The organism is Flavobacterium silvisoli, assembly GCF_004329815.1.
Lineage (GTDB): Bacteria > Bacteroidota > Bacteroidia > Flavobacteriales > Flavobacteriaceae > Flavobacterium > Flavobacterium silvisoli.
Genome location: NZ_SJPE01000014.1, coordinates 21,465 through 40,792 on the forward strand (window position 1 = coordinate 21,465; position 19,328 = coordinate 40,792).

18 protein-coding genes are annotated in these 19,328 nt (G+C 38.0%); 16 read left to right on the forward strand and 2 right to left on the reverse strand.

Translation table 11 applies throughout. The features are described 5' to 3' along the window. Nucleotides 1-936, forward strand: a complete 936-nt coding sequence (ctlX, locus tag EZL74_RS10860; protein WP_131476639.1) for a citrulline utilization hydrolase CtlX — start codon at nt 1-3, stop codon at nt 934-936. Nucleotides 937-1,008: 72 nt separating this feature from the next. Here ctlX and EZL74_RS10865 read toward each other — a convergent pair whose 3' ends face one another. Next, the gene (locus EZL74_RS10865) at nt 1,009-1,632 is read right to left on the reverse strand and encodes a MarC family NAAT transporter (protein WP_131476640.1); all 624 of its coding nucleotides are present in this window, start codon (nt 1,630-1,632) and stop codon (nt 1,009-1,011) included. A 113-nt stretch (nt 1,633-1,745) separates the two neighbouring features. Here EZL74_RS10865 and EZL74_RS10870 point away from each other — a divergent pair, with 113 nt between their 5' ends. Further along, a complete protein-coding gene (locus EZL74_RS10870; RefSeq protein WP_131476641.1) occupies nt 1,746-2,111 on the forward strand; it encodes a CoA-binding protein in 366 nt (121 codons plus the stop codon). Here the strand turns inward: EZL74_RS10870 and EZL74_RS10875 are convergent. Next, nucleotides 2,108-3,604, reverse strand: coding sequence for a sodium:solute symporter (locus EZL74_RS10875; protein WP_131476642.1), 1,497 nt, complete (start codon nt 3,602-3,604; stop codon nt 2,108-2,110). The genes EZL74_RS10870 and EZL74_RS10875 overlap by 4 nt on opposite strands. A gap of 142 nt (nt 3,605-3,746) precedes the next feature. Here EZL74_RS10875 and recR point away from each other — a divergent pair, with 142 nt between their 5' ends. From recR to EZL74_RS10945, 14 genes are all read left to right on the forward strand, one after another. Next, on the forward strand, nt 3,747-4,367 hold the full coding sequence (gene recR / locus EZL74_RS10880) for a recombination mediator RecR (RefSeq protein ID WP_131476643.1): 621 nt from the start codon (nt 3,747-3,749) through the stop codon (nt 4,365-4,367). A gap of 76 nt (nt 4,368-4,443) precedes the next feature. Beyond that, entirely contained in the window at nt 4,444-5,232 is a 789-nt protein-coding gene (locus EZL74_RS10885; protein ID WP_131476644.1) for a polysaccharide biosynthesis/export family protein, read from the forward strand. A 12-nt stretch (nt 5,233-5,244) separates the two neighbouring features. After that, on the forward strand, nt 5,245-7,713 hold the full coding sequence (locus EZL74_RS10890) for an exopolysaccharide transport family protein (protein ID WP_131476645.1): 2,469 nt from the start codon (nt 5,245-5,247) through the stop codon (nt 7,711-7,713). Beyond that, on the forward strand, nt 7,713-8,693 hold the full coding sequence (locus tag EZL74_RS10895) for an SDR family oxidoreductase (protein WP_131476646.1): 981 nt from the start codon (nt 7,713-7,715) through the stop codon (nt 8,691-8,693). Before EZL74_RS10890 ends, EZL74_RS10895 begins: the two co-directional genes overlap by 1 nt. A 10-nt stretch (nt 8,694-8,703) precedes the next feature. After that, nucleotides 8,704-10,098, forward strand: coding sequence for a UDP-glucose 6-dehydrogenase (locus tag EZL74_RS10900; protein ID WP_131476647.1), 1,395 nt, complete (start codon nt 8,704-8,706; stop codon nt 10,096-10,098). A 39-nt stretch (nt 10,099-10,137) separates the two neighbouring features. Continuing rightward, nucleotides 10,138-11,415, forward strand: coding sequence for a nucleotide sugar dehydrogenase (locus EZL74_RS10905; RefSeq protein WP_131476648.1), 1,278 nt, complete (start codon nt 10,138-10,140; stop codon nt 11,413-11,415). Between the two features lie 59 nt (nt 11,416-11,474). After that, on the forward strand, nt 11,475-12,533 hold the full coding sequence (gene rfbB / locus EZL74_RS10910) for a dTDP-glucose 4,6-dehydratase (RefSeq protein ID WP_131476649.1): 1,059 nt from the start codon (nt 11,475-11,477) through the stop codon (nt 12,531-12,533). A 22-nt stretch (nt 12,534-12,555) separates the two neighbouring features. Continuing rightward, a complete protein-coding gene (locus tag EZL74_RS10915; RefSeq protein ID WP_131476650.1) occupies nt 12,556-13,563 on the forward strand; it encodes an NAD-dependent epimerase/dehydratase family protein in 1,008 nt (335 codons plus the stop codon). A 62-nt stretch (nt 13,564-13,625) separates the two neighbouring features. Continuing rightward, entirely contained in the window at nt 13,626-14,633 is a 1,008-nt protein-coding gene (pseB, locus tag EZL74_RS10920) for a UDP-N-acetylglucosamine 4,6-dehydratase (inverting) (RefSeq protein ID WP_131476651.1), read from the forward strand. Between the two features lie 7 nt (nt 14,634-14,640). Next, on the forward strand, nt 14,641-15,534 hold the full coding sequence (locus tag EZL74_RS10925; RefSeq protein ID WP_131476652.1) for an SDR family oxidoreductase: 894 nt from the start codon (nt 14,641-14,643) through the stop codon (nt 15,532-15,534). Between the two features lie 5 nt (nt 15,535-15,539). After that, entirely contained in the window at nt 15,540-16,607 is a 1,068-nt protein-coding gene (locus tag EZL74_RS10930; RefSeq protein ID WP_131476653.1) for an N-acetylneuraminate synthase family protein, read from the forward strand. A 4-nt stretch (nt 16,608-16,611) separates the two neighbouring features. After that, nucleotides 16,612-17,145, forward strand: coding sequence for a GNAT family N-acetyltransferase (locus EZL74_RS10935; RefSeq protein WP_131476654.1), 534 nt, complete (start codon nt 16,612-16,614; stop codon nt 17,143-17,145). Between the two features lie 9 nt (nt 17,146-17,154). Beyond that, nucleotides 17,155-17,850, forward strand: a complete 696-nt coding sequence (gene pseF / locus EZL74_RS10940; protein ID WP_131476655.1) for a pseudaminic acid cytidylyltransferase — start codon at nt 17,155-17,157, stop codon at nt 17,848-17,850. A 23-nt stretch (nt 17,851-17,873) separates the two neighbouring features. Next, complete coding sequence (locus tag EZL74_RS10945) at nt 17,874-19,328, forward strand: lipopolysaccharide biosynthesis protein (RefSeq protein WP_131476656.1); 1,455 nt, start codon at nt 17,874-17,876, stop codon at nt 19,326-19,328.

Sequence of the window (19,328 nt, forward strand, 5' to 3'; positions counted from 1 at the left end):
ATGAAACAAACTACGAACTCCGTATTAATGATTCGCCCGGTGGCGTTTCGCATGAATGAACAAACGGCTGTAAACAATTACTATCAGAAAGTGCTTGACGGGCTCTTGCCGGAAACGGTTAATGCCAAAGCACAGGCCGAGTTTGATGCTTTGGTTAACAAATTGCGAAAAGTTGGAGTCAACGTAGTGGTGGTAGAAGATACTCCAGAGCCCAATACACCGGACAGTATTTTTCCGAACAACTGGATATCCTTTCACGAAAACGGCGATGTAGTGCTGTACCCCATGTTTGCCGAAAACCGTCGTGCCGAAAGAAGAGAAGATGTTTTGGATATTATCGAAGATCAAGGTTTTATCATTAATGAAATCATGGATTATACTTTGGCAGAAGAAGATAATGTTTTTCTGGAAGGAACCGGTAGCTTGCTCCTCGATCGCGAAAACGGTAAGGTCTATTGTGCATTGTCACCTAGGGCCGACGAAGAATTAGTGATAGAGTTTTGTGAAGATTTCGAGTTCACACCTGTCATTTTTGAAGCCTTTCAGACTGTAAATGGAGAGCGAAAACTAATCTATCACACCAATGTCATGATGTGTTTGGGCGATACGTTTGCCGTAATCTGTGCTGATTGTATTGATGACAAAAAAGAACGTAAGATGGTGTTAGACAGTCTTCGCGGCGATGACAAAGAGGTGATTTTGATAACCGAGGATCAAGTCAATAATTTTGCCGGCAATATGTTGGAAGTAAAAGGTAAAAATGACGAACGCTTTTTGGTCATGAGTGAAGCAGCATATAAAAGCCTGACCAAAAAACAAATTGCTCAATTAGAAGCTCATGTCGAAATCATTCATTCCAATTTAGATACGATTGAAGCATGCGGGGGAGGAAGTGCCCGTTGCATGATGGCGGAGATTTTTTTACCAAAAGAATAAATACGAAACCATTTAAAAATAGAAAATCCCAAAATCTGAATTGATATTGGGATTTTTTTATTGACGATTAATTTATATTCCTCTGATGATTGCCAAAACCGAGCTGATGATATACTGAATTCCGATAGAAATGGTTAAGAACCCAACAATGCGTGAAATGGCAACAATACCGGATGCTCCCAAGAATTTGGCCAAATAATGAGCACTGTGCAAAATAATGTAAATAAGAATGCTTACCACAACAATTGCCAGACAGGAATAAATAATTTCATTGGTAGTATTGTGTTCCTGATAAAAAGCAATCAGTAAAGAAATAGAACCCGGACCGGCCAACATGGGCATTGCTAACGGCGTTAAGGCAATCGCATTTCGACCCTGAATGTCCTCTGCTACTTTTTTGTTGATTCCCCTGTTTTTGCTGAACTTACCATTCAAAAGCGAAAAACCAGAACTGGCGATAATGATACCGCCTGCAATTCGGAGTGCTGTTATGGTAATTCCGAAAAATTCTAAGACATATTTCCCTACGAAAAAGGAGATGATTAAAATGATGAAAACATTAATAGATGTCCAAAGTGATACTTTTGATCGTTCTTTTTTGGAATAGTCTTGTGTTAACCCAACAAAAATGGGAACTGTACCAATAGGATTCAATACTGAAAATAGTGCGGCAAATAAAAAAATAAATAACTCCATAGTTTTTTTGGTAAAGATAAATCGGCACTTCTTGTTTAACTATTAAATAGACGTTAAATAAACCAACCGATTTATAAAGTTACCATTATCTTTGATACATAGAAATGAAAATCATGAAAAATAAGAAAACACTCGTCTTGGGAGCTACAACAAAGCCCGAACGCTACGCTAATATAGCCATCAACAAATTGGTTGAAAAAGGACATACAGTACTGGCCATAGGACAAAACACGGGCGAAGTAGCCGGAGTTACCATTCACACCAAATCCATTCCGCTTAAAAATATTGATACGGTAACGTTGTATCTAAATCCGACACGTCAGCGCGAGTATTACAACTACATTATTGAAACCAAGCCGAAACGCGTTATATTCAATCCCGGTACAGAGAATCCGGAATTTTACCAGTTGTTGAAAGCCAATGGGATACAAGTAGAAGTCGCTTGTACACTGGTTTTATTGGCTACAAATCAATACTAATACCGGGTGTTCCCGGTGGCAGGTTTGCTGATCAGCCATAAACCGATAAACGTGATTAATCCGTTTACAATGATTAGTTCGTTGTCAAAAACATAATCGCCGAAAAGTTCTGCGGAATATTTGCTTATAAAGAAGCAAATTGTTGGCGAAATCACGCAAATCAGAGGCACCAAGTTGTCTTTCACTGTTTTGGATTTCATGAACAAACCAAAAGTGTACAATCCTAAAAGCGGTCCGTAAGTATAGGAAGCGATTTTGAAAATCATCTTTACCACCGAAGCATCGTTTACCGCATTGAATATCACAATCACCAAAAACATCAAAAACGAAAACCCAATGTGTACCATGTGGCGGGTTTTCACGATGTTGGGTTTATTTTGATTTTCGGTCTTATCCATGCCTAAAAAATCCACGCAAAATGAAGTCGTTAAAGCCGTCAACGCTGAGTCGGTGGTAGCAAAAGTCGCTGCAGTCAATCCCAATAAAAATACCACTGCCGGGACAATTCCCAACGATTTCAGTGCAATTTCGGGAAACAGAAAATCGGTGCGGGCCACCCCATCGACCATAGGAACCTGAATGCCGTTTTTCTCGGCAAACATGTACAGTAAAGAGCCGACACTCAGGAAAAAGATGTTGATGATGACAAAGATTCCGGTGAAGGTAAACATGTTTTTTTGCGCTTCGCCTATGTTGGCACAACTCAGATTTTTTTGCATCAAATCCTGATCAAGACCTACCATGGCAATGGTTACAAAGATGCCGCCCAGAATTTGTTTCCAAAAATAATTGCCTTTTAAATAATCTTCAAAAAAGAAAACCTTAGAATAGTTGCTTTGTTTCACCGCTTCAAAAGCCTGAAAAGCGCCAAAATCTAAACTGTTGCAAATGAAAATGATGGTCAGAAATACCGAAGCAACCAAAAAGAAAGTTTGTAGAGTATCGGTGATAATGATGGTTTTCAAACCGCCGCGGTAGGTATAGGCAAAGATTAAGCCGAGGGAAATTAAAACGGTTAATGCAAAAGGAACCTGAAAAGCGTCAAATACATATCGTTGCAAAACAATCACCACCAAATACAATCGAAAGGCAGAGCCAATGGTTCGGCTGATGAGAAAGATTGAGGCGGCTGTTTTATAACTGATGACGCCCAAACGCTGTTCGATGTAACTGTAAATCGAAGTCAGATTCATGCGGTAGTATAGCGGTAACAATACTTTGGCTATAATTAAAAATCCGATGGCATTTCCCAGAACAAACTGGAAATATTTGAACTGTAAATCGGGATTGCCCACCTCGCCCGGTACCGAGATAAAGGTGACGCCAGACAGCGCCGTTCCTATCATTCCGAAGGCTACCAGATACCACTTTGAGTTTTTATTGGCTTTGAAAAAAGTGTCATTGTCGGAGCTTTTTTTGCTGACCATATTGGAAATAAGCAACAGTAATCCAAAATAAACAACGATGATGATAAGAATGGTGGTTGGTGACATAGACAATGTTTTTATCGGAAGCCAAAATACAAAAATTAACGAGTTAATCGGAAGAATTGATGATTTGAAAATGATTTTATCCGGAGCCTAACATTTTCAAATTTTCAAATCGATTCTTTTTCAAATTGCCTATTTTTGTCGCATGGAATTTTCATCAAAATTGCTTGAAAAAGCAGTAAACGAAATGGCTCAGTTGCCCGGAATCGGAAAGCGAACCGCTCTTCGATTGGTGTTGCATTTGTTGAAACAACCCAAAGACCAGACTCGGTTTTTGACGCAGGCGCTTATGGCTATGCGTGAAGAGATTAAGCTTTGCAAAAGTTGTCATAACATATCGGATGCTGAGGTTTGTGACATCTGTCAAAATCCTAAGAGAAATCACCATATTATTTGCATAGTTGAAGATGTACGCGATGTAATGGCTATTGAAAATACCAACCAATTCAAAGGAGTTTACCATGTTTTGGGCGGTAAGATTTCACCCATTGACGGAGTTGGACCGAGTCAGTTAACAATAAATTCGCTGGTTGACAAAGTAAAACAGGGAGACGTGGAAGAATTGATTTTTGCACTCAGCCCAACAATGGAAGGTGATACCACCAATTTTTACATTTTCAAACAAATCAAAGATTACCCAATTAAAACATCAACCATTGCCCGCGGTATTGCAGTGGGAGATGAGTTGGAATATGCTGACGAAGTTACTCTTGGGCGAAGTATTCTGAACCGTGTCCCGTTTGAGAATTCGTTAAAAAACACATAACAAAATAATCATTCGTTACATTTTTGTAATTACAATTGAAAAACTATCTTTGTTTGCTAATTTTTTTTAAAAAATAATGAACAAACCCAAATTATTTTTATTTGTTTTTCTGAGTATTTTAATGGTTTCCTGTGTGCCTACTAAGGATTTGATTTATTTACAAAACAATAAAGATGCTTCAACTGTTTCGGTGACTCCCTCTAATAATAAGCCTTATCGTCTGCAAACCAATGATATTTTGAGTATTACGATAAAAGCTATCGACCCTAAATTAGTAGAGATTTTCAATTCAACCAATAGCATGAATGCCAGCAGTGTTACCGAACAAAGCAGCTATTTCAGCGGATATACAGTTGATGATCACGGCAATATCAGGCTTCCTATAATCGGAGAATTGAATGTTCTGGGTTTTACGGTAGAGGAGGTTCGAACAAAATTAGAGTCGGTATTAGCAGAAAAGTATTTCAAACCGGAAGCGGGTATATTTGTGATTGTAAAACTGGCGGGTTTCCGTTACACCATCAACGGAGAAGTGTCGGGTACAGGTACCAAAGTGCTTTACCAAGATAGAGTAAACATCATGGAGGCTATAGCGAATGCCGGCGATATTACTGTTACCGGTGATCGTAAAGATGTTAAAGTCATTAGAAGATATCCGCAAGGAAGCGAAACATTCAGTATTGATTTAACCAGTAGCGATGCAGTTAATTCGCCTTGTTTTTATTTGCAGCCCAACGATTACATATATGTCAAGCCATTAAAACAGAAAACCTGGGGTACCGGTAAAACCGGTATAGAGTCGTTGTCAACCATCATTACGATTTTGTCTTTGGCAACCACCACCTTTTTATTACTTAAAAATTAACACTCATTTGTCATGCTCGACATAAAGGATTTTTCTTTTTTTGATACCAAAAACAGTTTTGATTTTAAAGGATTCCTGATCAAAACGACCAGTTATTGGAAATGGTTTGTGATAGGGTTAATTATTGCCTTCTCGATAGCGCATCAGTTGAACGTAAGAAAACAAAAAATTTATGGTATTGAAACTACCATAGCCATTAAAGAAGAGAACAATCCGTTTTTTACCACTAATACCAGCCTGGTTTTTAATTGGGGAGGAACTTCTGATAAAGTTCAGATGATTTCAACTACTTTAAAATCAAGATCTCACAACGAGTTAGTGGTTGACAAATTACAGTTTTATGTAGATTATTTCAAACAAACCAAGTACTTTTTACAAGACGTTTACGGTGACGCTCCTTTTAAAATCACGTTAGACAAGAATCAGGATCAACTGCTCTCTCAGTTCATCACGGTTAAAATGATTTCGAGTGATACATACCAGATTGCCATACCTTTTCAGAACAGCAATCAGAGTGTGGTAAGATATTCCGATAATTCGGTGAAACCCATCACTGTGCCTGTCAAGCAATTCATACGAAGATTTAAAGTCGGACAAACTGTAAACTTACCGTTTCTCCACTGGCGCCTCGATTTGAATGAAAAAGCTGATTTAGCGTTGAATGAGGAAGTGTTAGTTCGTTTCAATCCATTTGATGAAACGGTAGGAAGATATCAGGGCATCAAAGTAATCATAGATGAAAAAGCGGGTTCTATCCTGAAATTGGGAATGGAAGGAACCAACAAAAACAGAATGGTGGATTACCTCAATGCAACGGTAAATGTTTTGATTGACCGACAACTCGAAAACAAAAATAAATTTGCCGAAAATACCATCAACTTTATCGATGAACGATTGGTTGAAATGGAGAAGCAATTGAAAAACTCGGGTGATGATTTAAAAGATTTCAGTCGAAACAACAGCATACTGGATGTAGAAGACAAAGGAGCTAATTTTAAGAGTCAGTTATTTGAACTCGATACCCGAAAAGATGAGGTAGAACGAAAAATTGCTTACCTGAACCAGCTCAAAGATTATTTGAGAAACAGTGTTGATTATTCAAAATTACCGGCGCCAACTGTAGCGGGGATTTCGGAGCCTAACATAGGCACAAATGTAGCCAAATTAATTGAACTCTCCATTCAAAGATCAGAACTGGTGTATTCTGCTAAAGGACAAATTTTTTATGAGCGTATTGACAATGAAATCGGTTCGGTAAAAAAGGTTTTGTTGGAAAATGCCAATTCGTTGAAAACGCTTTTACAATACGATTTGAATTCGGTTAATACCAAACTTAACGGATTGGAAGCCGAAATCAAAAAAATGCCCGAAACCAATCAGGCGTATTTGAATATTTCCAGAAAATATGATTTGAGCAACAATATTTACAACACTTTTTTACAAAAAAGAAGTGAAGCTTCTATTGTTAAGGCAGCAAATCTTTCGGACATACAGTTTATTGATCCGGCTAAAGATGTTGGGGGTGGTTTATTGGGGCCCAAAACAAGCGTTAATTATGTATTGGCTTTTTTTATGGGTCTTTTGGTTCCGCTCGTAATAGTGTTCCTGATTTTCTTCATCAACAATACTATTCAAAACATCGGCGATATTTCAACGCTGACACAACTCCCGCTATTGGGAATCATAGGAGTAAAACATTCCGACTCTAATTTGTCAGTATTTGAAAGACCTAAATCAGCCTTGTCTGAATCGTTCAGAGCGATTCGTTCCTCCCTACAGTTTTTGTACAAAAAGCAGAGCGTTGAAGGAGCAAAGACACTGATGCTTACTTCTTCTGTCAGCGGAGAAGGAAAAACGTTTTGTTCGATTAACATCGCAACTGTTTTTGCCTTGAGTGAAAAGAAAACAATTATAGTAGGCCTCGACTTAAGAAAACCGAAAATTTTCGACGATTTCAATATCAAAAACGATATTGGAGCGGTCAATTATCTGATTGGACAAAAAAAATTAGAAGAAGTTATTCAGCATACCCATGTCCCTTATCTTGATGTAATCACATCCGGACCTATACCGCCAAATCCATCCGAATTAATTCTTGGTGATAGCATGAAAGAAATGATGGCTCAGCTTAAGAAAAATTACGACTACATCATATTGGATACGCCCCCGGTTGGTTTGGTTTCCGATGCCTTGGAGTTAGCTCAGTTTTGCGATGTTACGTTGTACATTGTGCGACAAAATTTCACCAAAAAAGAAATGCTTACTTTGTTGAACAACAGAGCTAAAAGAGGAGAGTTGAACAATATCAGCATCATTTTTAACGGTTATGAAAATAAAGCTAAATACGGAGTAGGGTATGGTTACGGATATGGTTATGGTTATAGCTATGGCTACGGATACGGAAGCGGATACCATGAAGATGAGGAACCAAACGGATTCTTTGCAAAAATGTATTACCGCCTTTTCAAAAGAAAGAAATAATGACAAACATTAACACAACTGTACTTATTACGGGCGGAGCCGGATTTATAGGGTCTAATTTATGCGAATATTTTTTAGCGAAAGGCTATAAAGTAACTTGTCTTGACAATTTTGCCACCGGACATCATCATAATATCAAACCTTTTTTATCCAATCCTCATTTTACTTTTATTGAAGGCGATATTCGAAACCCTGAGACTTGTGCCCGAGCAGTGAAAGGTATAGATTATGTGTTGCATCAGGCAGCCTTGGGTTCAGTGCCCAGATCTATTCAGGATCCGTTTACATCCAATGAAGTGAACGTTACCGGTTTTATGAATATGTTGCTTGCCGCGAGAGATGCCGGTGTAAAACGGTTTATTTATGCAGCCAGTTCTTCCACTTATGGGGATTCAGAAAAATTGCCCAAAGTAGAAGATGTAATCGGTAAACCGCTTTCTCCCTATGCTATCACTAAATACGTTAATGAGCTGTATGCTGATGTGTTCAGCAAAACCTACGGGATAGAAACTATAGGTCTTCGTTACTTCAATGTTTTCGGTAGACGTCAAGATCCTAAAGGTGCTTATGCCGCCGTAATTCCTAAATTTGTGATGCAGTTAATGCAACATCAAAGCCCAGTCATCAATGGTGACGGAAATTATTCAAGAGACTTCACTTATATTGACAATGTGATTCAAATGAATGAATTGGCTATGACTACGACAAATCCTGAGGCGGTCAACACGGTTTACAATACCGCGGTTGGCGACAGAACGACACTGAATGAAATGGTAATGTATTTGAAAAAGTACTTGTCTGATTTTGACTCAGCGATAGCCAAAATACCCGTAATTTATGGTCCCAATAGAGCAGGAGATATTCCGCACTCGTTGGCCAGTATAGAAAAAGCAAAACAATTACTTAATTATAATCCCAAATTTCCCTTTCAAGACGGTTTGAAAGAAGCGGTGAAATGGTATTGGGAAAATCTGAAATAATAAAAATAGAATGAATATTACTAACATTTGTTGTATTGGTGCCGGTTATGTAGGAGGTCCGACTATGGCAGTTATCGCCGAAAAATGCCCACATATTAAAGTGACTGTGGTTGATTTAAACGAGAAAAGAATAGCAGCTTGGAATGATAAAGACATTAACAACATCCCTATTTATGAACCGGGACTGAATGAGATTGTAGCTCATGCCCGTGGGAGAAATTTATTTTTTTCTACCGATGTTGATAAAGCCATTGATGAGGCTCAATTGATATTCATATCGGTAAACACCCCAACCAAAACGTATGGAACCGGAAAAGGAATGGCGGCCGATTTGAAGCACATAGAATTGTGTGCCCGTCAGATAGCCAAAGTAGCCAAAAATGATAAAATCATAGTAGAAAAATCAACTTTGCCCGTCAGAACAGCCGAGGCTATTAAGAGTATTTTGGACAATACCGGTAACGGAGTTCAATTCCAAATTCTATCCAACCCCGAATTTTTAGCCGAAGGAACTGCTGTTGTCGATTTGTTGAATCCGGATAGAGTATTGATTGGAGGCGAGACCACTGTTGAAGGGCAAAAAGCCATCGATGCTTTAGTAGAAGTTTACGCTAACTGGGTGCCGAAAGACCGCATTTTAAAAACTAATGTTTGGTCATCAGAATTGTCAAAATTGACTGCCAATGCTTTTCTGGCGCAAAGAGTATCATCCATCAATGCAATTTCAGAGCTGTGTGAAAAGACAGAAGCCAATGTGAATGAAGTGGCCAAAGCCATTGGAATGGATAGTCGTATCGGGTCTAAGTTTCTAAAAGCGTCTGTAGGTTTCGGAGGTTCCTGTTTCCAAAAAGACATACTGAATTTGGTTTATATTTCCAAAGCTTTCGGACTGCATGAAGTGGCTGATTACTGGGAGCAGGTGATTATTATGAATGACCATCAAAAAAGACGTTTTTCAAAAAATATAGTACAAACACTTTATAATACCGTATCGGGTAAGAAGATTGCCTTTTTAGGTTGGGCTTTCAAAAAAGATACTAATGATACGCGTGAATCTGCTGCTATTTATGTGGCTGATGATTTGATTAATGAACAAGCTTCTGTGGCCTTGTATGATCCTAAAGTGTCTTATCAACAGGCATTGTCTGATCTAGATTACTTGGACACAAGAACTCCGGCAGAAAACGAAAAGTACCTGATGGCCTCCGGCGATGCTTATGAAGCTTGCCAAAATGCTCACGCTATTGCTATTTTAACCGAATGGGATGAATTTAAAGCATACGATTGGCAGAAGATTTACGATAATATGCTTAAGCCGGCTTTTGTTTTTGATGGCCGGAATTTATTAGACGCCGATAAAATGAGAGCCATAGGATTCGTTTATCAATCCATAGGAAGCAGATAGGCCTCAGGGAATGGCATCAATTTTAATTTTTTAAAAAATATGAGTGTAAAAATTGCAATAATCGGACTCGGATACGTTGGTTTGCCCTTGGCAAGATTGTTTGCTACCCAATATGCAGTTGTTGGGTTTGATATCAATCAAGACAGGATAGCAGCCTTGAATTCGGGTTGCGATGCTACACTTGAAGTAGACGAAGCCACTTTGAAAGCGGTATTGGTCGATTCGCCATCAGCGGAAAAAGGGCTTTTTTGCAGTAGCAATTTAGACGATATTAAGCAGTGTAATTATTATATAGTAACTGTTCCTACTCCGGTAGACAAAAACAATCGTCCCGATTTGACTCCGCTCTACAAGGCCAGTGAAACGGTTGGAAAAGTTTTGAAAAAAGGAGATATAGTCATCTATGAGTCTACGGTATACCCCGGTGTTACTGAGGAGGAATGCATTCCGGTTTTGGAAAAGATAAGCGGTTTGCAATTCAATGTTGATTTTTTTGCAGGCTATTCTCCGGAGCGCATTAACCCCGGAGATAAAGAACATACCGTAGAGAAAATACTCAAAGTAACCTCTGGTTCCACTCCCGAAATCGGTCAGAAAGTAAACGATTTATACCGATCAGTCATCACCGCCGGGACGCATTTGGCTCCTTCCATTAAAGTGGCTGAAGCTGCTAAAGTGATTGAAAATTCACAGCGCGATATCAACATTGCTTTTGTAAATGAACTGGCTAAAATTTTTAATTTATTAGAAATCGATACCCACGCTGTTTTAGAAGCTGCCGGAACGAAATGGAATTTTCTCCCGTTCAAACCCGGGCTGGTGGGCGGACACTGCATAGGTGTGGATCCTTACTATTTAGCCCAAAAAGCTCAGGAGAAGGGATATCACCCCGAAATTATTTTGGCCGGAAGACGCCTCAACGACAGTATGGGCGAATATGTGGCGGCACAAGTAGTAAAGTTGATGATTAAAAAAGGCGTAACTATTAACGGAGCAAAATTGTTGATGTTGGGTTTCACGTTTAAAGAAAATTGTCCGGATGTACGCAATACTAAAATTGTAGATGTGGTGATGGCTTTGGCTGATTACGGTATAGAAGTGACTATCTTTGACCCATGGGCCAATCCGGAAGAAGTGATGCACGAGTATCACTTAAAAATGACCAACCAGTTGCCAAGTGCCACCTACGATGCTTTGGTGCTTGGTGTAGCTCATAAAGAATTTGAAGCTCTCGATTTTGCTCAACTCAAAAAACCGAACGGTGTTTTATTTGATGTAAAAGGAATTTTAAAAGATAAGGCAGACGGTAAATTGTAAGGAGTGGTTGTTGGTTTTGAGTTTTTTAAATAAGGAATATTTTAGTTAAATTTTTATAGATGAAAAAGATATTGATTACTGGTGGAGCAGGATTTATAGGTTCTCATGTGGTGAGACGATTTGTGAATAGGTACCCAAATTATCAAATATATAATTTGGATGCTTTGACTTATGCCGGAAATTTAGAAAACATAACTGACATCGAAAATGCACCCCATTATACTTTTGTAAAAGGAGATATAACCGATGCGGATTTTATCCATGCTTTATTCGAAAAACACCGGTTTGACGGCGTGTTGCATTTGGCAGCGGAGTCCCACGTTGACCGTTCCATTACCGATCCGTTGGCTTTTGTAAAAACCAATGTTATCGGGACGATGAATTTGTTGAATGCTGCTAAAGCCATTTGGAAAGACAATTTCGAAGGAAAGCGTTTTTATCATATTTCTACTGACGAGGTGTATGGAAGTTTAGGAGCCACAGGCTTGTTTACTGAAACCACTCCTTACGACCCGAATTCTCCTTACTCGGCTTCAAAAGCCAGTTCTGATCATTTTGTTCGGGCTTATGGTGAGACTTACGGATTGCCTTATGTGATTACCAATTGTTCTAATAATTACGGGCCTAATCACTTTCCGGAGAAATTGATTCCCCTTTTTATCAATAACATCATCAACAATAAACCGTTGCCGGTTTATGGCGATGGCAAATATACCCGTGACTGGCTTTTTGTAGAAGACCATGCGGTTGCTATTGATTTGGTTTTCCACGAAGGTAAAAATCATGAAACGTACAACATTGGTGGTTTCAACGAATGGCAAAACATTGATTTGGTTAAATTGCTTTGTCAGCAGATGGATAAAAAACTGGGTCGTGCCGATGGGGAATCAGCTAAATTAATTACCTATGTAAAAGACCGTCCGGGGCATGATTTGCGTTATGCTATTGATGCTTCCAAAATTAATAAAGAGTTGGGATGGGAACCATCGGTAACCTTTGAGCAAGGGCTGGAAAAAACCATCGATTGGTATTTGGCCAATGAGGCCTGGCTGAAAAATGTGACCTCGGGAGATTATCAGAAGTACTATGAACAACAGTATGACAAACAGCAATCCTGATTGCAATTATAATTGATTTAAAATGATACTATTAGTAACCGGTGCCGCCGGATTTATAGGATTTCATCTGAGCAAAAAATTGATTGCCCTAGGACATCAGGTTGTTGGTTTGGATAATATCAACGGTTACTATGATATCAATTTAAAGATGAGTCGTTTAGAGCAGTTGGGAGTGACTGATGTTTTTGAACACAAGATTTCGAAGAGCAAAACACATCCGGATCAATTACATTTTATAAAAATGGATTTGGAAGATCAGTTGAATCTGCCCATACTTTTTAAAGAATATTCATTTGATGCGGTATGTAATTTAGCCGCTCAGGCCGGAGTCCGATACAGCATAGAAGATCCTATGGTGTATGTTCAGAGTAACATTGTTGGGTTCATCAATCTGTTAGAGTGTATGCGGCATAATAATGTTAAAAAGCTGGTGTATGCCAGTAGTTCCAGTGTTTACGGAAACAGTAAATCTGTTCCTTTTTCAACCGCTGACCCGGTAGACGAACCGATAAGTATTTATGCCGCGACCAAGAAATCAAATGAATTGATGGCGTACACCTATACTCATTTGTTTGATTTTCAAAGTATTGGTCTTAGGTTTTTTACCGTTTATGGTCCTTGGGGCAGACCGGATATGGCCATGTTTTTGTTTACCAATGCAATTTTAAACGATAAACCTATTGATGTTTTCAATAATGGTGAACTTTACAGAGATTTTACCTATGTTGATGATATTGTTGAAGGAGTTGTAGCTACCCTAACCCATACCCAATATGCAAAAAAATATGCCTTATATAATATTGGCAACAACAAACCGGTTAAACTGTTGGATTTTATTGAAGCCATAGAAAAATGTATCGGTAAAAAAGCAATCAAGACCATGAAACCGATGCAGCCCGGTGATGTGGAGCGGACTTGGGCAGATGTGAGTGATTTACAAAAAGATTTTAACTACTGCCCCAACACCTCTATTGATAAAGGTATACGCGAATTTGTAGATTGGTATAAAAAGTATGCAGATTTACGATAAGCAATTTTTTTAATTGGTAATAAATAAAGTAAAATAATATATAATCTTGCAATAATAGAAAAATGCTAAATAATAAAACGATTCTTATAACGGGAGGAACCGGGTCACTGGGAAAGGCTTTAACCAAACACATTCTGACTCATTTCCCACAAGTGAAGAAATTAATCATCTTTTCCAGAGATGAGCAGAAACAGTTTCAAATGGCCCAGGAATATCCTGCGGGTCAATTTCCGCAAGTTCGTTTCCTGCTTGGTGATGTCAGGGATAAAGAGCGTTTGGTAAGGGCATTCCGCGATGTGGATTATGTAATTCATGCGGCTGCTATGAAACATGTACATTTGGCAGAGTACAATCCCGATGAGTGTATTAAAACTAACATTGGCGGTGCTGAAAATGTGATTCACGCTTCTTTGGAAACCGGAGTACAACATGTGGTAGCACTATCTACAGATAAGGCTTGTGCACCTATTAATTTATATGGAGCCACCAAACTGACTTCAGATAAATTGTTCGTAGCCGCCAACAACATCAAAGGCGCAAATCCGATTAAATTTTCTGTGGTTCGTTACGGAAATGTAATGGGTTCCAACGGCTCTGTAATTCCGTTCTTTATTAAGAAAAGAGCAGAAGGAAAACTACCCATTACCGATCCGACGATGACCCGTTTCAATATTTCACTACAGGGCGGAGTAGACATGGTGATGCATGCTATGGAACATGCCTGGGGAGGTGAGATTTTTATACCGAAAATACCATCATACCGCATTACAGATGTGGCCAAAGCTGTTGCGCCTGATTGTCCGATAGAAGTGGTTGGAATAAGACCGGGAGAAAAAATACACGAAGAAATGATTACTGCATCAGACTCTTTTTACACCTATGATTTGGGTAAATATTACACCATACTTCCGTCTGTGCCAAGATTTAATCTTAGTGAATACATACTTCATTTTAATGCAAAACCAGTCCCTGCCGGTTTTAACTACAACTCGGGAGACAATACCGAATGGGAAACTGTTGAAAGTATGCGAAAACTAATAAAGGAACACGTAGACCCAACATTTGAATAGCACTAACATGAAGAAGAAGGTGTTGATAACGGGAATTTCAGGCATGCTGGGTAAGGCGGTGTATGCTCATTTCAAACACAATGAACCGTATGTAATACACGGTGTTTCCCGTCAGCCCGGATATGAGTTGGAAGGTGTAGTAATGCATCATGGAGATTTGACTTCTGAAACTTTTATGGAATCATTGCAGTCACTCTCTTTTGATGCCGTCATTCATTGTTCTGCCGAAGTCAATGTTAATTTGTGTGAAACCGATAAGGCATTGGCCTTTCAATCCAATGTTAAATCAGCTGAAAATGTAGTAAAATTGCTGAATGCCAGATGTTATGTTTATGTTTCAACTGATGCTGTTTTTGATGGACAAGCCGGAGATTATACAGAAACTTCTGCTGTGAACCCTTTGAATTATTACGCTGAAACAAAGCTATTGGGAGAAGAAGCGGTTAAAACATTTACGGATAACTACTATATACTTCGTACTAATATTTATGGGTTTAATCAACCTATGAAAAAATCTCTGTTCGAATGGGCGTATACAGAGCTGCAAGCGGGAAATACCATTAATGGTTTTGACAATATGTTTTTCAACCCAATGTATGTAGGGCAATTGGCGGCCTTTATGGCTAAATTAATTGCCTCAGACATTCCTTATGGTACTTACAATGTCGCCGTTGATGAGAAACTCTCAAAATACGATTTCCTGATGAAAATTGCAGAAACGTTTGGTTTTCAGAATACTCAGGTGAACAAAGTTTACTTTGATCCCAAAGAATTTGTAGCTCCCAGAGCTTTAAATACTACTTTAAAAAATGATACTGTTAAATCCGTAATGAAAGACTTTGATTTTTCTTTTCATTCGGGTTTTTCTATGTTGGAAAAAGATTTAAGAGCATTAAAATAACACGTATGAAAAAAATAAAATTTGGAAACAGAGTTATAGGACCCGGTGAACCACTCTACTTTATTGCCGATATTGGTGCCAACCACGATGGTAGTCTTGATAAGGCTTACCGGTTGATTGAATTGGCCAAAGAGGCCGGAGCTGATGCTGCTAAATTTCAAAATTTTCAAGCGGCTAAAATTGTGAGCCGAGTGGGTTTTGAAAATTTGGGAACACAACTGTCCCACCAATCCAAATGGAAGAAGAGTGTTTATGAAGTTTATGAAGATGCCAGTATTTCACTCGATTGGACACCTTTATTGAAGAAGAAATGTGATGAAGTTGGGATTGATTTTTTTACCAGTCCGTACGATTTTCAATCGGTAGATGCGGTTGATACATATGTAGATTTATACAAAATCGGTTCGGGTGATATCACCTGGATTGAAATTATTGAGCACATAGCAAAAAAGAATAAACCTGTCCTTATAGCTACCGGAGCTTCTGAAATGGAAGATGTAGAAAGAGCCATGACTGCTCTTGAGGCTTTGACCGACGATATTGTATTAATGCAATGCAACACTAATTATACTTTGGATAAGGACAAGTATAAATATGTTAATTTGAATGTTTTAAAAGATTTTGCGCAACGCTATCCCAATGCGGTTTTAGGATTGTCTGATCATACCTTAGGACATGCCACTGTATTAGGAGCGGTTGCTCTGGGAGCTGTGGTCATCGAAAAACACTTTACCGACAGCAATGAGCACGAAGGTCCTGACCATAAGTTTGCTATGAATCCGAAGACATGGAGAGAAATGGTAGACAATGCTAACGAGGTTTATTATGCTTTAGGCGATGGTATCAAAAGAATTGAGGAGAATGAGAAAACATCTCTGATTGTACAAAGAAGATCATTACGTGCTACGGTTGATTTGCCGGTAGGAAAAATTATAGAAAAACAAGATTTAGAAGCATTGCGACCAATCCCTTCTGATGGATTTTCACCTTACCAAATTGATGAATTAATTGGTAAAAAATTGACACAACCTCTGGGAAAGGGAGAACACATTACTAAAAATCACATACAATAAAGTCATGTTAAAAGGGAAATACACCGGACTGAGAGCCATAGAAAAAGAGGATTTGATTCTTTTGAGAGATTGGAGAAATATTCCCCATTTCAGAAAAAATTTCAGAGAGCACAAAGAACTCAATCTGTTCAATCAAGAAGCTTGGTTTAACAGAACCTGCAGCAGTCCAAACGATTTTATGTTTGTTATTGTTGATTTGGAAACCAATAAACCTCTCGGCGCCTGTGGACTTTTATATACCAATTGGATTATCAGGTCGGCAGACTTTTCATTTTATATCGGACATGATGAATTGTATATGGATGACAAATATGCATCAGATGCCGCCAGCGTATTGATTGACTACGGATTTAAAGATTTGAATTTGAATAAAATTTGGATGGAATTGTATGAATACGACGAGAAGAAACTGAATTTTTTCAAAAACAAATTCCATTTTCATGTTGATGGCATGTTAAGACAAAATGCCTTCAGCGAAGGGCGATACTGGGATTCATATGTGATTTCCTTGTTGGCTTCAGAATACTTGAAAAAATAAACTACTGCAATGAAAAACTTAGCCATTATTCCGGCAAGAGGCGGAAGCAAAAGAATTCCGCGTAAGAACATCAAGAACTTTTTAGGGAAGCCCATCATTGCCTATTCGATAGAAGCCGCTTTACAGTCCGGGCTTTTTGATGAAGTGATGGTGTCTACCGATGATTCTGAAATTGCAGAAGTAGCCAAGCAATACGGCGCTAAAGTTCCTTTTATGCGCAGCGAAAAAAATGCGGATGATTATGCAACTACGCTAGACGTACTTAAAGAAGTGGAGTCAGTTTACAAGGAAAAGCTGAATCTGACTTTTGACTGCATTTGCTGTATTTATCCGACGGCACCCCTTATTAGTATTGCCAAACTCAAGGAAGGATATGACTTATTAATCAGTCAAAAACTGGATGTTGTATATCCTATTGTTCCTTTTTCTTATCCTTTGTTACGCGCGGTTGAGATTGATAATGGTATAACGCGTATGGTTTGGAACCAATACATGAACAGTCGATCCCAAGACCTGAAAAAATATTATCACGATGCCGGTCAATGGTATTGGTACACCCCGGCAACCATTAAGGATTCCCTGTTTACTGATAAAACGGCCTCAATTATTTTGGACGAAACCGAAATACAGGATATTGATTCTTTGATTGATTGGCAATTGGCAGAAATGAAGTATAAGCTTTTAAATAATTCAATAAAAGAATAACTTACGGTTATCTACAATTCGCTATGAGTATTAAAAAAGCCACAGTTTCCAATGTGAAATGGTCTTTTATAGAGTCCATTAGTCTGCAGGTTGTCAGTTTCATTCTGAGTTTGGTTCTTGCTCGATTGTTGGAGCCTTCAGCTTTTGGTGTTTTGGCTATAGTGAATGTGTTTTATTTGTTGACTACTCTTTTCATAGATTCAGGTTTGAAAGAAGCTTTGATTCAAAAAGCAGAAGTTACTGAAGTTGATTATTCTTCCGTCTTTTGGTTGAACATGGGTAAGTCTGTGTTTATTTATTCCTGTCTTTTTATTGTGGCTCCTTACATACAGGATAGTTATGGCTACGAAAACCTTTCTTTTTATATAAGATTGCAATCGTTGACCCTTATTATTGAAGCTTTTGGATTAGTTCAAATTGTTAAGGCGATAAAGGATTTGCAAATAAAAAAAATAACAAAGGCCCGAATACCTGCGTCTTTAATCAGTCTTTTGGTAGGAATAACGATGGCTTATCACGGCTTTGGAATCGTTTCATTAATTGTTCAGCAATTGGTGAATGTATTTATTTATTCTTTGCTGTTAGTTGTTAACATCCGGTTTCGTCCATCTTTTGTTTTTGATTTTAAATTGGTACTACCTCTTTATAAATTCGGAGTACGATTGTTGGGAGTAAGTTTAATCTCCAGATTTTATGCCCAATCGTTGAATTTAATTTATGCAAAAGCCTATTCGCCGACTACTTTAGGTTTGTATTCCAAGTCAACCAGTATGCAAAATACACCTATAGATATTATAAACGGACCTTTTTTAAAGGGACTTTATCCAACCCTAGTTAAGTTACAAAATAACACAAAGCCTTTAAAGAAAATTGTTCTTCAAAACATTAAAACCGTAACCTTTTTAATTTTGATTGTCAACGGAATTTTTTATTTTCAGGCTCATGAAATTATAAGGTTATTATTAGGGGTAAAGTGGTTTGGAATGGAACCTTATGTGAAAATTGCGGCAGTCGGGAGTACTTTTTTTCCAATAAACGGACAGTGTCAAAGTATTTTTAAAGTAAAGAATAAAGTCAATCTTTTTTTTAAAATTGAACTGATTTCTAAAATCGTCGTTTTAGTTACGATTTTCTCTTTAATATCTTTTTACGATTTGCCTCAAATATTATGGCTTATTGTTATAATAACCATATTAACCTCTGTAACTTATTTTTATTTTACCAGCCGTATTCTTAGTTTTTCGTTTAAAAAAGAATTGTATTCTCTGCTATTCCTAATGTTAATTCATGCCTTGGCTGGGTTTGGATTGAATTTTTGTATTAAGCTTTTGTTTGCTCATATACCGGCATTATTTTCTATTATGATTTTCGGATTCATCTATTTTGTTTTAACGGCATTTCTTTTTTATGTCTTTAACAAAAAAATCATCGGTAATCTCTTCAAGAATAATAAGTTTTTAAAGATAAAAATCAGTTAA